This is a genomic window from Bradyrhizobium sp. 154, from assembly GCF_023073875.1.
In the GTDB taxonomy this organism is placed as follows: Bacteria; Pseudomonadota; Alphaproteobacteria; order Rhizobiales; family Xanthobacteraceae; genus Bradyrhizobium.
Genome location: NZ_JADPKG010000034.1, coordinates 38,879 through 51,948 on the forward strand (window position 1 = coordinate 38,879; position 13,070 = coordinate 51,948).

Annotated in this window: 10 protein-coding genes and 2 pseudogenes; 10 read left to right on the forward strand and 2 right to left on the reverse strand. The window is 63.7% G+C overall.

Going from position 1 to position 13,070, the window contains the following annotated elements; all coding sequences use genetic code 11:
* The first annotated feature begins 17 nt into the window (after positions 1 to 17).
* The 5 genes and pseudogenes from IVA92_RS07940 to IVA92_RS35735 all read left to right on the forward strand — a co-directional run bounded on the left by IVA92_RS07940 (position 18) and on the right by IVA92_RS35735 (position 5,142).
* Positions 18 to 1,016 (forward strand): polyprenyl synthetase family protein, encoded by a 999-nt coding sequence (locus IVA92_RS07940; RefSeq protein WP_247279071.1) that lies wholly within the window; start codon positions 18 to 20, stop codon positions 1,014 to 1,016.
* A gap of 279 nt (positions 1,017 to 1,295) precedes the next feature.
* Positions 1,296 to 2,846 (forward strand): hypothetical protein, encoded by a 1,551-nt coding sequence (locus IVA92_RS07945; RefSeq protein WP_247279045.1) that lies wholly within the window; start codon positions 1,296 to 1,298, stop codon positions 2,844 to 2,846.
* Positions 2,843 to 3,744: pseudogene (locus IVA92_RS07950) on the forward strand (hypothetical protein). Before IVA92_RS07945 ends, IVA92_RS07950 begins: the two are co-directional and overlap by 4 nt.
* 85 nt (positions 3,745 to 3,829) lie before the next feature.
* On the forward strand, positions 3,830 to 4,879 hold the full coding sequence (fni, locus tag IVA92_RS07955) for a type 2 isopentenyl-diphosphate Delta-isomerase (protein ID WP_247279046.1): 1,050 nt from the start codon (positions 3,830 to 3,832) through the stop codon (positions 4,877 to 4,879).
* Positions 4,880 to 5,007: 128 nt separating this feature from the next.
* Positions 5,008 to 5,142, forward strand: coding sequence for a hypothetical protein (locus IVA92_RS35735; protein WP_256464971.1), 135 nt, complete (start codon positions 5,008 to 5,010; stop codon positions 5,140 to 5,142).
* A gap of 595 nt (positions 5,143 to 5,737) precedes the next feature.
* Here the strand turns inward: IVA92_RS35735 and IVA92_RS07960 are convergent.
* A pseudogene (locus IVA92_RS07960) lies at positions 5,738 to 6,482 on the reverse strand (IS5 family transposase).
* Positions 6,483 to 7,197: 715 nt separating this feature from the next.
* Positions 7,198 to 7,788, reverse strand: coding sequence for a hypothetical protein (locus IVA92_RS07965; RefSeq protein ID WP_247279047.1), 591 nt, complete (start codon positions 7,786 to 7,788; stop codon positions 7,198 to 7,200).
* A 327-nt stretch (positions 7,789 to 8,115) separates the two neighbouring features.
* Between IVA92_RS07965 and IVA92_RS07970 the strand changes: the two genes are divergently transcribed.
* The 5 genes from IVA92_RS07970 (at position 8,116) to IVA92_RS07990 (ending at position 12,791) form a co-directional block, all read left to right on the forward strand.
* Positions 8,116 to 8,436, forward strand: a complete 321-nt coding sequence (locus tag IVA92_RS07970) for an iron-sulfur cluster assembly accessory protein (RefSeq protein ID WP_247279072.1) — start codon at positions 8,116 to 8,118, stop codon at positions 8,434 to 8,436.
* A gap of 39 nt (positions 8,437 to 8,475) precedes the next feature.
* The gene (locus tag IVA92_RS07975) at positions 8,476 to 8,769 is read left to right on the forward strand and encodes a NifU family protein (protein WP_247279048.1); all 294 of its coding nucleotides are present in this window, start codon (positions 8,476 to 8,478) and stop codon (positions 8,767 to 8,769) included.
* Between the two features lie 18 nt (positions 8,770 to 8,787).
* A complete protein-coding gene (gene nifS / locus IVA92_RS07980; RefSeq protein WP_247279049.1) occupies positions 8,788 to 9,981 on the forward strand; it encodes a cysteine desulfurase NifS in 1,194 nt (397 codons plus the stop codon).
* The gene (nifT, locus tag IVA92_RS07985; protein WP_247279050.1) at positions 9,978 to 10,199 is read left to right on the forward strand and encodes a putative nitrogen fixation protein NifT; all 222 of its coding nucleotides are present in this window, start codon (positions 9,978 to 9,980) and stop codon (positions 10,197 to 10,199) included. Before nifS ends, nifT begins: the two co-directional genes overlap by 4 nt.
* A gap of 480 nt (positions 10,200 to 10,679) precedes the next feature.
* On the forward strand, positions 10,680 to 12,791 hold the full coding sequence (locus tag IVA92_RS07990; protein ID WP_247279051.1) for a prolyl oligopeptidase family serine peptidase: 2,112 nt from the start codon (positions 10,680 to 10,682) through the stop codon (positions 12,789 to 12,791).
* Positions 12,792 to 13,070: the final 279 nt, after the last annotated feature.

Here is a 13,070-nt window from a genome sequence, read left to right on the forward strand (position 1 = left end):
ACAAGGACATGAACAACATGCAGACCGGTTCTACGCTACAGGACGACCGAACTGGCGTTTCCGCGCTCGGCGGATTGGGCGCGCAGGTGCGCGGCGCGTCCGGCAGGCTGCTGCCGGAGATCTGGATGCAGGACGGCGCAAAGCGGGTCGAACAGACGCTGGCGCGTCTTCTCTGCGCCGAAGACAACGGTGAGACCGAGCTGATGGCGGCGATGCGCTACGCCACCTTGAATGGCGGCAAGCGCACCCGCGCCTTGCTCTGTCTGGCTGCCGGCGCACTGGCTGACACGCCGGCGCACATGCTCGACAACGTCGGCGCCGCCCTCGAGATGATGCATGCCTGTACCCTGGTCCACGACGACCTGCCCGCGATGGACGACGACGTGCTTCGCCGCGGCCTCCCGACCGTGCACGTCAAGTTCGGCGAAGCCACTGCGATCCTGGTCGGCGATGCGCTGCAGGCGCACGCCTTCCTGACCCTGGCGAGCCTGGATGCGCCGGGCGACAACCGTATCGCGCTCGTGCGCGAACTGGCGCAGGCGGTGTCCGCCGAGGGTGCCGCAGGCGGGCAGGCCATGGATCTGTCGCTGGTCGGAAAGCACGTCGAGCTGGACAGGATCGTGGCGATGCACCGGATGAAGAGCGGAGCGCTAGTGCGCGCGTCCGTTCGCATGGGCGCGCTATGCGCGATCGCGGAGGATGCCGCGCACGCTGCGCTGTACTGTGCGCTCGATCGCTACACCGCCTGTTTCGGCCTGGCGTTGCAGGTGGTCGACGACATTCTCGACGCGACAGCTGATACCGCGACGCTGGGCAAGACCCCCGGCAAGGACGCGGCGGCGCAGAAGCCGACCTGCGCGTCGATCATGGGGCTGCAGGCAGCGCGCCAGTTCGCGCTGGATTTGTTGCGCGACGCCGGGGAGGCCATCGCTCCGCTGGGCCCTCGTGCGGAACGGTTGGCGCAGATGCTGCAGCGGGCCAACGCGTATCTGTTCAAGCACGCGCCATGCGCATGAGCGCGCCCGTCCGCATGGAGTCGCCCCTGCCGCTGCGATCGCCCGGCGGCAGCGGTGCATGCTGCACTGTGTCCGAGTCCGCGGCGCCGATCGCAGCGGTTGCCCAGCACGGCCGCGGCGCGCTGCGCGCAAGCCTATGCGGCGGACCGGCGCCAGCATCGGCGCGTCGCCGCGCCGGAGCAGGGCGACCGTCCGGCACCGCCCATGCGCCGGGCCGCGACGGGCCTGCGGCGACGTGCGCGGCGTCTGCCCGAACCGTCTGCAGAAGGAACATCCCGAGTGAACGCGCTGTCTGAACAGATCCTTTCCGAATTGCGCCACCTGCTGAGCGAGATGAGCGACGGCGGCAGCGTCGGCCCGTCCGTCTATGACACGGCGCGAGCTCTACAGTTCCGCGGCAACGTCACCGGTCGGCAGGACGCATACGCGTGGCTCATCGCGCAGCAACAGGCCGATGGAGGATGGGGAAAATCGGACTTCCCGCTGTTCCGCCATGCGCCCACTTGGGCGGCGTTGCTGGCATTGCAGCGTGCCGATCGTCTTCCCGGCGCTGCCGACGCAGTCCAGGCTGCAACCCGGTTCCTCGAGCGCGAGCCCGATCCCTACGCGCAGACGGTGCCGGAAGACGCGCCGATCGGCGCGGAGCTGATCCTGCCGCAGTTGTGCGGCGAGGCCGCATCCTTGCTGGGCGGCGTGGCGTTTCCGCGCCACCCGGCGCTGTTGCCGTTGCGGCAAGCGTGCCTAGTCAAGCTGGGGGCGGTGGCGACGTTGCCGAGCGGCCATCCGTTGCTGCACTCCTGGGAAGCCTGGGGCACGTCGCTGACCACCGCATGCCCGGATGACGACGGCAGCATCGGCATCAGTCCGGCGGCCACCGCGGCGTGTCGTGCGCACGCCGTGACACAGGGGAGCACGCCGCAGGCCGCGCGCGCCGACGCGTATCTGCAGGCGGCATCGCGGGCGACGCGCAGCGGCATCGAAGGTGTCGTTCCCAACGTCTGGCCGATCAATGTGTTCGAGCCATGCTGGTCGCTGTACACCCTGCATCTGGCCGGGCTGTTCGCGCATCCCGCGCTCGCCGAGGCGGTGCGCGTGATCATCGCGCAGCTCGACGCCCGTCTGGGCGTGCGCGGTCTGGGACCGGCCTTGCACTTCGCGGCCGATGCGGACGACACCGCCGTTGCGTTGTGCGTCCTGCGCCTTGCAGGCCGCGACCCGGCGGTCGATCCGTTGCGCCATTTCGAAATTGGCGAGCTGTTCGTCACCTTCCCCGGCGAGCGCAATGCCTCGGTGTCGACCAACATCCATGCCCTGCATGCGTTGCGACTGTTGGGAAAGCCCGCCGCCGGCACCAGCGCCTACGTCGAGGCCAATCGCAACACGCACGGTCTATGGGACAACGAAAAATGGCACGTTTCGTGGCTGTATCCCACCGCGCATGCGATCGCTGCGCTGGCGCAAGGCAAGCCCCAGTGGCGCGACGAGCGCGCGCTGGCGGCGCTGCTGCAGGCGCAGCGCGACGACGGCGGCTGGGGCGCCGGTCGCGCGTCCACATTCGAGGAAACCGCCTATGCGCTGTTCGCGTTGTACGTGATGGACGGGAGCGAAGAGCCGACAGGGCGCCGGCGCATCGCGCAGGCGGTGGCGCGTGCGCTGGAGTGGATGCTCGCCCGCCATGCGGCGCATGCATTGCCGCAGACGCAGCTGTGGATCGGCAAGGAACTGTATTGCCCCACCCGGGTCGTGCGCGTGGCCGAACTCGCCGGGTTGTGGCTGGCGCTTCGTTGGGGGCGGCGCGTCCCGGCCGGGGGAGCAGGAGCGGCGCCATGATTCAGACCGAACGCGCGCTGCAGCAGGTGCTGGAGTGGGGGCGTTCCCTGACCGGGTTCGCCGACGAGCATGCCGCGGAAGCGGTCAGGGGCGGCCAGTACATCCTGCAGCGCATCCACCCGAGCCTGCGCGACACCAGCGCCCGCACCGGCCGCGATCCGCAGGACGAAACGCTGATCGTGGCGTTCTATCGCGAACTGGCGCTGCTGTTCTGGCTCGACGATTGCAACGACCTTGGCCTGATCGCGCCGGAGCAGCTCGCTGCGGTGGAGCAGGCGCTGGGGCAGGGCGTGCCGTGCGCGCTCCCCGGATTCGAAGGCTGCGCTGTGCTGCGTGCTTCGCTGGCCGCGCTCGCCTACGATCGTCGCGACTATGCTCAGCTTCTTGCCGATACTCGGTGCTACTGCGCGGCGCTGCGCGCCGGACACGCGCAGGCGGCAGGGGCGGAATGCTGGTCCTACGCCGAATACCTGCACAACGGCATCGATTCGATCGCCTACACGAACGTGTTCTGTTGCCTGTCGTTGCTGTGGGGGCTGGACATGGCGACCTTGCGCGCGCGTCCGGCGTTTCGCCAGGTCCTGCGGCTCATCTCCGCGATAGGGCGCCTGCAGAACGATCTGCATGGACGCGACAAGGACAGGTCGGCCGGCGAGGCCGATAACGCGGCGATCCTGCTGCTGCAGCGCTATCCGGCTATGCCTGTGGTGGAGTTCCTCAACGACGAGCTGGCCGGCCATACGCGCATGCTGCACCGGGTGATGGCTTCAGAACGCTTTCCCGCGCCGTGGGGACCGTTGATCGAGGCCATGGCGGCCATCCGCGGGCAGTACTACCAGACCTCGACCAGCCGCTACCGCAGCGACGCTGCGGGGGAGGCCAGCGTGCGCCGGCCTGAACGCGCGGGAGGCGGCGGCGTGCGCGCGCTGCCGTCGGTCCGATCCGACGCAACGCTGTCGCCCGATGCGACGGATGGAGCGAGCATGAGCGACACCGCCCTGAGCCGGCGCAAGGACGACCATCTGGACATCGTGCTGGATCGGCGAACGGCGCCGGCCACGATCGCCGCCGGCTGGGAGTACATCCGTTTCGAACACTGCGCATTGCCCGAGTTGGACCTGACGCAGATCGACCTGCGCGCCTCGCTGCTGGGCAAGACCATGCGCGCGCCGCTGCTGATCAGCTCTATGACCGGCGGCACGTCACGCGCCGAGGCCATCAACCGGCATCTGAGCGAGGCAGCGCAAGTCTTGGGGATCGCCATGTGCGTCGGTTCGCAGCGCGTGAGCCTGCAATCCCGCAACTCCCAGGGGCTGACACGCGCGCTGCGCCGCCTGGCCCCAGACATTCCCTTGCTGGCCAATATCGGCGCTGCGCAACTGCGCGAGACCGACGGCCTGGACCTGGCGCGCCGGGCGGTGGATGCGCTGGAGGCCGATGGACTCATCGTCCATCTCAATCCGCTGCAGGAAGCGGTACAGCCGGAGGGCGACCGCGACTGGCGCGGCGTCCTAGCGCAGATCGCTCGCGCCGCGCGCAGCGTGGGCGTGCCGATCGTGGCTAAGGAAGTGGGCTCGGGCCTGTCCGCCTCGGTGGCCTGTGCGCTCGTCGAGGCGGGCGTGGCGGTGATCGATGTTGCCGGCGCCGGCGGCACCAGTTGGGCCGCGGTGGAGGGCGAGCGCGCCCGCGATGCCGCCGACCGTGCAGTGGCGATGGCGTTCGCCGATTGGGGGATTCTGACCCCTGCCAGCGTGCAGGCGGTACGTCGGGCGCTGCCAACGGTGAAGCTGATCGCGTCGGGCGGAATCCGCGACGGCGTCGACGTAGCCAAGGCCATTCGCCTGGGCGCGGACATCGCCGGGCAGGCGGCCGGCGTGCTGCGCGCGGCTACGGTATCCACCGAGGCGGTTGTCGCGCATTTCGAGATCGTCATCCGCCAGTTGGCCGTCGCCTGCTTCTGCACCGGCTCGGCTGATCTGGCGGCGTTGCGTCAGGCGCGCTTGTTGCCCTCGGCGCATCTGCCCGCCGGTTGATGCCGGCGTCGCCCGCACGTGGCGGCGGGCGCCTCGTCTTACTGAGTCAGAAAGTCGCGGATGCGGGTGGATTCGCGCTGGCGCGGATTTGTTAGGGTGCTGCTTCGTGATCAGGGAAGCGCCCGGCGATGCCCGACTGGACAGCTCAGAGTGAAGCCGCATTTGACGCTTATGTCGATGCTTTGATCGGGGTGATCGGCCAAGCCGAACGAGCTGAGCCCCTGAAGGGCAACAAGGTGCGCCGGGAGACCGGCAAGGAGTAGATGGTGCAAGTCCATTGCAATGAAGGAGTAGCGATCCACATTGACGCCCAGTCATGCGCGGTCGGTCGTGAGGAGACCGGTAACTTCTCTGGGGTCAAACACGGGTTGTTCTCGAGCAGTCCATCAGCATCGTTTTGAGACAAAGCGATGGCGGTGGAATGGACGCTTACGATCGAGGGCCGGAACGAATTTGGTGAAACATGCCGGAAGGAGGTCCGCATAGACAAGAGCTGGGAGAGCCTATTCGACGGCGACATCGGCTTGTCGATCGGCGATAGCAAGAAGATCATGGCAGCGCTGCAGAACGCGGTCGTGAATCATGACGCGGAGACGTATGCCCTTCTTCGCCGGTTTTGCCCGGAGTGCCATACGTTCCGACCGCGTCAAGCTACACGACACGCCCGATCCGAACCGTCTGCGGCACCGTTGAGGTTCGCAATCACCGGATGCTGTGCCGGGAATGCCGTCCAGGGATGGTCGGTGCTTTCCGCCGCCGAAGGAAATTTGTCCCGATCGAGCGACACCGGAGCTGATGGAACTGACGGCGCGGCTAGGAAGCATGCTGCCCTACCGGCAGGCGCCGAAGGTGCCAGACTCAATTGAGCCAATATGCGACGAGAGTGGCGAGATGAACAGTGGCCAAGAAATTCCCGGCCAGCTTGTCGTATCGGGTGGCGATGCGGCGGAAGGCTTTGAGCCTGCAAAAACAGCGCTCGATGACTTTCGGCCTTTGTAGGCGCGTTTGTTGAAGCGATGGATGACAACGCGGTTGGATTTGTTAGGGATGACGGGCTTGGCGCCGCGACGAACAATTTCGCCGCGAAGGTCGACGCCGTCATACCCTTTGTCAGCGAGGAGCGCGCTCATGGGCCGCCCGAGCGCCAGAACATCGGGCGCCGCCGCGATATCGGCATTCTGGCCTCGGGTCAGATGCAGCACGACCGACCGGCAGAGCGGATCGCTCAGCGCATGGATTTTTGTCGTGCGGCCTCCGCGCGGGCGGCCGATTGCTTGATTGTGCTCCCCCCTTTTCCGCCGGAAGCACACCGGTGAGCTTTAATCGAGGTCGAGTCGAGCGACAGCACGACGCCGTCTTCGCCGGGCTTGGCCAGCGCTTCGAAGATTGCGCACCATCGCCCGCGCTTGGCCCCGCGGTTGAAGCGATTGTAGACGGTCGTGTAAGGGTCGTATTCACGCGGGCAGTCGCCCCATCGCGCACCCGACTGCAGCGTGTGAATGATCCCGGGTCGTCGTCCCGATCCGGCCCCGTCAGTCCCGTCGGCAGATGGCTCGATACGTCCCCATTGCCGATCATTCAGCCAAAACAAACCCGCGCGCATTCTCTCGCCCCCGAATCAAAAACTCGCAGGAGAGGGAATCACCTGGCGCTATTTAGGTACAGGTCCTGGGACAGCTTCGGTTGCGGCATTCTGCATAGCTTCGCTTCGTTCTCACAACATTGAGGACGTGCGGCCAAGTCTGCTCAGCTATCGCTTGGCTTGGCTCGATCGACCGGCACCCCGCCGTCGCATTTTGAGGCTCTGCGGAACTGCATGTACGAGGCAAACCCCTCGACGCTGGCTCGCTGGGTTCTCTCGAGCGATGCAACCTGCGCGTTACCCAATCCGCGGGTCGGTTTCCATCGTCCATGGGCGCAGCTCGTCGACACTGTCGGCTGGCGAGCATCGACGCGCGACATCTCTGCGCCACGCAGGCTGGCAAAGGCCTGGCGCACAGGCGCGAAAGCCGATCCATACATCGTCGATCCGCCCTCTGAAATGTGACCGCGATCATGAACCGATGAGCACTGGAATGTCCGGATCCCCATGGATGCAGTCAGCCGGACCGTCGCGGCCAGCCGCTCCTCGGTGCAATTGACGACAGTGCTCTTGACCAACACACGCTTAGCAGAGTGGCGGTGTGTTCTCTCCCGAAAGGTAGGCCGATAAGTCCATCACCAGGGTTTGTCAGAGCCAGTCCCGGCGAAGCGGGTGCAGTGACTCTCTCTGCGGCATACTCGTCGAGCTGGTGAGAGAGAGGGTCTGAGGCGATGCCTCAGACGGGGCGGTTTTCGCTTCTGTTCTTCACCGGCTCCATTTTGGCCAGGCCGTCCTCGTATGAAATTTCCGTGTATGATCCACCGATGTCCTTGGCCGCGTCGAGCAAGTAGTCGAGCCTACCGGCCGTACCGAGCTTCTTGATGTCATTCTTGTCGACGCCGGCGAGGTCCATCATCTCCTTCCATACAGTTGATTCGTCGCAAGGCAGAATGCGGAAGGTGATGTCGCCTATCTTAGTGCGGTACTTCGCGAGCAGATCAATGTTGTTGCAGAACATGAAATAGCTGCCTTTGGGGCTCAGCCTGCCATCCAGAACCTTTGCGGCCTGAGGTAGATAGGCGAAGGAATGCAGATATCCGGCAAGGACTGGGATGGTCGGTTCGCCTTCCTGCGCGATTGCAAGAACTTGTTCGATGGAATAGTCCGGCGGTCGTTTTTCGTCGGCGAGCTGGGCTTGGAACTTCAGCGCGATGTCGCCCCGAAATCCAAATCGCCCCGACTTCGTTGTCTCGGTCTTAAGCACCGCATTCAGCAACCGCCCCTCCTTGTCCAACTGGCCAAGAGCGGTGTTGTCGATCGACGTCATGGAAGGCTCCTCATCAATCTGTCGTGTACATTCATCGCCGAACGCGGCGTGTCCGCTAACCCTATGCAAGTTGTTTGCCGTGCGCCTATGTCTGCAGCGACGCACAGCGTAAGCGGCGGCTTGGCGCAATGTGCATGAATACGTGCCGGCACCATCACGAGGTCTCGGCCGGATGAGGTCGGGACGCCGGAAAACCGCCTGTCGCAAAGCCGACAGGTCGCAAATCGTATGGTCGCCGCCTGCAAAACCAATTGATTTCAGCTGCATCTCGACTGGCATGGGATTTGCGAATTGTGCCTCGCGACAGAAACTGAGAGCGAGCCAGAAATGATCAACCTAACGGATAGCGCCATCAACGCACTGAAGGCCGCAATCTCCTCGACAGCCCAGCCGGCAAGCGGTTTGCGGGTCATGGTCGAAGGCGGCGGTTGCCAAGGGTTCACATACAAAATGGGTCTTGCTCATGAGCCGGTCTCCGATGAGCCCGTGTTCGAGCAAGACGGGATCAAAGTCTTCGTCGACAAGGCGAGCCGGGCGCATCTCAACGGCACCACGATCGATTTCGTGGTGTCGCTCGAAGGATCAGGGTTCCGCTTCGATAACCCAAATGCCAAATCGAGCTGCTCCTGCGGCAAATCGTTCAGCTGAGCCGCCTTCGGACCATTCGCAATGGAAGGAGCATCGAACATGGGCCTGAAGGCTGAACGAACGAAGCAATCTTCGACTGCAGAGCCTTCCGATCGCCAGCGGATTGTCCGCGCCGTGCTCGATGAGAGTCGGCCAAGGCTCAGGCGTGATCGTGGGGATTGTGAGCTCGTCGAAATCGAAGGCAACAAGATCATGGTCAGGCTCACCGGCGCCTGCATGTTATGCAAGCTTGCGGGAACGACGCTCGCGGCCATTCAAGCGCGCCTGATCGTGCGGCTCGGCGAGTTCGTCCGCCTGATCCCGCTCCCCGGAGCTGCCAAAGTGGGGCCTTAAGTGCAGAGCGGACAGTCCGTGCGGCCGATCTACCTGGATAACAACGCGACGACCCGTGCCCATCCTTTGGTGGTCGCGGCAATGCTGCCGTTCTTCTCTGGGCAATTCGGCAATGCGTCGTCCGCGCATGTATTCGGCATTGAGGTTGCGCCCGCATTGAAGCAAGCGCGCCAGAAGCTGCAGGCCCTCGTTGGCGCGGCATTCGATCACGAGATCGTGTTCACGTCGGGCGCGACTGAATCCGACAACACAGCGATCCTGTCCGCGCTCGCCGTGCACGAGGGGCGCGACGAGATCGTCACAACGGCCGTTGAGCATCCAGCCGTGCTGTCCCTTGCCGAGGAGCTGGGCCGACGAGGAATCAAGACCCATGTCATTCCGGTCGATGCAAGCGGCCGATTGAACATCGAGGCTTATCGCAACGCATTGTCGAGGCGCACGTCAATCGCCTCGGTCATGTGGGCCAATAATGAGACCGGTACGATCTTTCCGGTGAAATCCCTCGCCAGGATGGCGCGCTCAGTCGGCGCGCTCTTTCACACCGACGCGGTCCAGGCGGTCGGGCGGATTCCGATTGACCTGAAGACTACGGACATCGACATGCTGTCGCTCTCCGGCCATAAGCTCCATGGTCCGAAGGGGATCGGCGCGCTGTATGTGCGCGAGGACATCAAGTTCCGACCGCTGATCTTCGGCGGCGCACAGGAGCGGCATCGCCGAGCTGGCACCCAAAACGTTCCGGGCATTATTGGGCTCGGCAAGGCGGCGGAACTCGCTGCGGCACACCTCGTACAAGAGCAGATGCAGATAGGCGTCCTTCGCGACCGGCTGGAGCAAGGCATTCTCGCTCTCGGCTGTTGCATCGTGCTTGGTCATATCAAGAACCGCTTGCCAAATACGTCTAACATTGCATTCGAGCATCTCGAAGCAGAGGCCATCGTCGACCACCTGAACCGCAACGGAATTGCCGTCTCACTCGGTTCAGCCTGCGCGTCCGGCTCGATGGAGCCGTCCCATGTCCTGCGCGCGATGAGAGTACCACCGGCCTTTTTGCGCGGTGCGGTTCGCTTCTCGCTGTCGCGCGAGACGGCGGCGGATGAGATCGATCGTGTCCTGCAAGTCCTGGCGGACATCAATGCCAAACAGAGAGCCTTGTGGCGTGCGTGTCAGGAGCGCGCGGGCGAGAGATCACAACTTGCGGAGCTCCTATGAAGGTCATGATTCGCCGTTCGCCCGAGACGGGGCTTTCGATTTATGTGCCCAAGAAGGATCTTGAGGAGTCGATTGTCGAATGTGAGCACGAGACGCTGTGGGGTGGTTGGATTCGAATCGCGAATGGCTGGGTGCTCGACCTACCCGCGATGGCGAGTGACACCATCCTTCCAATCACTATCAACGCCAAGAAGCGCGGCGGCGAGGCAACCGAATGATGAATGCTGCGACTCCACAGAACCTCGCCAAACCGGCGGATGCGGAAGCTATTCTTGGCGAAGCGGTTTGGCCCCTGCGAGGAAGGCCACATCATTCTCTGGCTTTGGCTTGGCGTGACCGAAGGTTCCAGCCGAGCGTGCCGATGACTCCGGAAGCGCTCGAAGCATTCTTGGGAACCAAGAAGGCGCCGACGCGCGGTGCCACACGCAATATCTCGGCCTAGGCCAGCACTGAGGCGTTGGGCCAACGAGATGGCGTTGGTGGGAAGGCCCTCGCGAGGGCCCATTGTGCTGACATCGCCAGCCCGGTCGTTGCATTCCGCACATCTTAACAGCGTCAGGCCAATTGCTGCAACTCCGCAAGATTCATTTTCGAGAGGATTGAATGTCGGGCCAGCTCGTAGCTTGCAAATCTTGATGCAACGTTCGCGATGCAAATCCTTGAATCAGTCGAACTACGCGTCAAGACTAAGGTTGTAAATGAAGCATGGTCAGACAAGGAGCGTCGATGGCGCGCGAACTGGAAGGCCAACGCCCTCCGCTCCTGACGATGATCCCTATCTATGGTTGGAACAGATCGAAGGCGCGCGGGCGCTGAACTTCGTCGAGCGGCAGAATAGCAGAACCCTGGAGGTGTTTGGCGGACCCGCAGCCGAACGAGACGGAGATGCGCTGACAGCGATTTACGACCGACCTGACAATATCCCCTATGTCAGCCGGCGCGGCGGGTATCTCTACAATCTGTGGAGGGACGCCACTAATCCACGCGGCCTCTGGCGGCGAACCACTCTGAAAGAGTATCGCACGCTGAAGCCGTCATGGGACATTCTGCTCGACCTCGATCAACTTGCCGTCAGCGAAGGCAAAGACTGGCTTCTGAATGCCACGGCCGCACCGCCTGGAAATCACTCGCGATGGATCTTGAGTCTATCGCGCGGCGGAAGCGATGCCGTCACTTTGCGTGAATTCGATTCAGACACGAAGCTCTTCATCCACGATGGCTTTATCTTGCCGGAAGCCAAAGGCAGCGGCGTATGGCTCGATTCCGATACGCTGGTGTTGTTAAGCTCCCATGGCGATGGCATGGCCGCGACCACCGGCTATGCGCGCACGGTGAGGCTGTGGCGGCGTGGTACGCATGTTGACAAAGCGGCAGTGATCTTTGAGGCCAAGGCCGCTCATGTGTCCGTCGGTTGCAGTGTTGACGACACTGTCGTGCCGCCCAGGATCTGGTTCCTCGATGCGACAGACGTCTCCAATTGCGTGGTCTGGCTGGGCGATGAAACGGGCGCCAAGACGAGGCTCGACTTGCCAAGTAACATCTGGATGCGGTCGCATCGCAACTGGCTTGCCCTGAAGCCGCGCGAATCCTGGTCTGTGGCAGGGCAGACCTATGCCGCGGATACGGTGCTCGTCATCCCGCTGCCGGCATTCCTGGCGGGCAGCCGCCAGTTCGAGATTCTCTTCGAGCCGGGGCCGCGCCGTGCGCTGCAGAGCTTCTTTTGGAGTGCGGGCAAAGTTGTGCTTTGTATTCTCGACGAACTCCGGCCAGTCTTCGAGATCTGCACGCCATCCGATCATGGCTGGATCCGCGAGCAATTGGGCGGGCTTCCTGATCTTGGCGTGGTCGACATCTGGTCTCTCGATCGCAATCCGTCCGAGAGCAATGGCGACTTGCTGGCTCACGTCGAGGATCCGCTCACCCCGCCGTCCCTCATCCTGATGGAGCGGGGCGTTGGCAGTCCCGCCGTGCTGAAGCAGGCGCCGAAGACGTTTGCCGCGGAGCACTGCGTGGTCACGCGGCACGAGGCCATCTCGATCGACGGTGAGCGAATTCCCTACCTACAGACCGGCCCGGTCAGACAGACCGGCAACGCGCCGGTCCATCTGAGTGGATATGGCGGGTTTGGGATCTCCGTGAAACCGTATTACAATTCCGCGCTCGGTAAGCTTTGGCTTCACTGCGGCGGCACCACGGTTCAGGCAAATTTGCGCGGCGGCGGTGAGTTCGGCACGCGCTGGCACGACGCCGGCCGGCTGGCCGGCAAGAGATTGTCGCATGACGATTTCGCAGCCGTCGCCGCCGATCTCGTTAAGCGCGGCGTGACACAGGCCAAGCGGATCGGGGCCGAGAGTGGATCGAACGGCGGCATCCTCATTACCAACATGCTCACGCGATATCCCGGGCTCTTTGGCGCACTGTTCTGCACCGTCCCGCTGATCGACATGCGCCGCTACACCAAACTGCTCGCCGGGGCGAACTGGCTCGCCGAATATGGCGATCCCGACAACGCTCAGGAGTGGGAGTGGCTGAAGACCTATTCTGCCTATCATGCCGCAAGACCCGGGCAGTCCTATCCACCGATCCTGATGGCCACCAGGCGGCGGGACGATCGCGTCCATCCCGGACATGCGCGCAAAATGGCAGCGAAGCTGCAGGCGATGGGCTATGAGGCTTATTTCTACGAGCATGCCGCCGGCGGCCACGGCTATGGCAAGGACAACAGGGAGCACGCCAGCTTGTTGGTGCTGGGCCTGCGTTTCCTGAAGAGCAGGATCGGCTGGCTGGATACCGAGACGTCAGCGACGTAGTGTAGTTGTTGGACGGCAGTTCGTGCGATGTCGACCGAGGCGGCTGCAGCCTTACGAATCTGATCGGCGTCCAAACCCGCACGACCTTTTCGAGATGCCAACCAACGTTTGGACGCACGGTCCAATTCATGGCCGTCGGCACCCTGGCCACTCGGCGTTTCTCTTCACCCCGACAATGCCTTCCGGAGTGTCAGGGCAGGGGCCCGCGTGATCTTCACGACATAGGTCGGCAACAGGGGGCTGCTTCTTGTCTGCATCTACGTAGGATCGCCGGTTCAA

Bases quoted from the DNA above. Each gene is read 5' to 3' on its own strand.
- IVA92_RS07940 (WP_247279071.1), top strand. From the start codon at position 18: ATGCAGACCGGTTCTACGCTACAGGACGACCGAACTGGCGTTTCCGCG.
- fni (WP_247279046.1), top strand. From the start codon at position 3,830: ATGAGCGACACCGCCCTGAGCCGGCGCAAGGACGACCATCTGGACATC.
- IVA92_RS35735 (WP_256464971.1), top strand. From the start codon at position 5,008: ATGCCCGACTGGACAGCTCAGAGTGAAGCCGCATTTGACGCTTATGTC.
- IVA92_RS07965 (WP_247279047.1), bottom strand. From the start codon at position 7,788: ATGACGTCGATCGACAACACCGCTCTTGGCCAGTTGGACAAGGAGGGG.
- IVA92_RS07970 (WP_247279072.1), top strand. From the start codon at position 8,116: ATGATCAACCTAACGGATAGCGCCATCAACGCACTGAAGGCCGCAATC.
- IVA92_RS07975 (WP_247279048.1), top strand. From the start codon at position 8,476: ATGGGCCTGAAGGCTGAACGAACGAAGCAATCTTCGACTGCAGAGCCT.
- nifT (WP_247279050.1), top strand. From the start codon at position 9,978: ATGAAGGTCATGATTCGCCGTTCGCCCGAGACGGGGCTTTCGATTTAT.
- IVA92_RS07990 (WP_247279051.1), top strand. From the start codon at position 10,680: ATGAAGCATGGTCAGACAAGGAGCGTCGATGGCGCGCGAACTGGAAGG.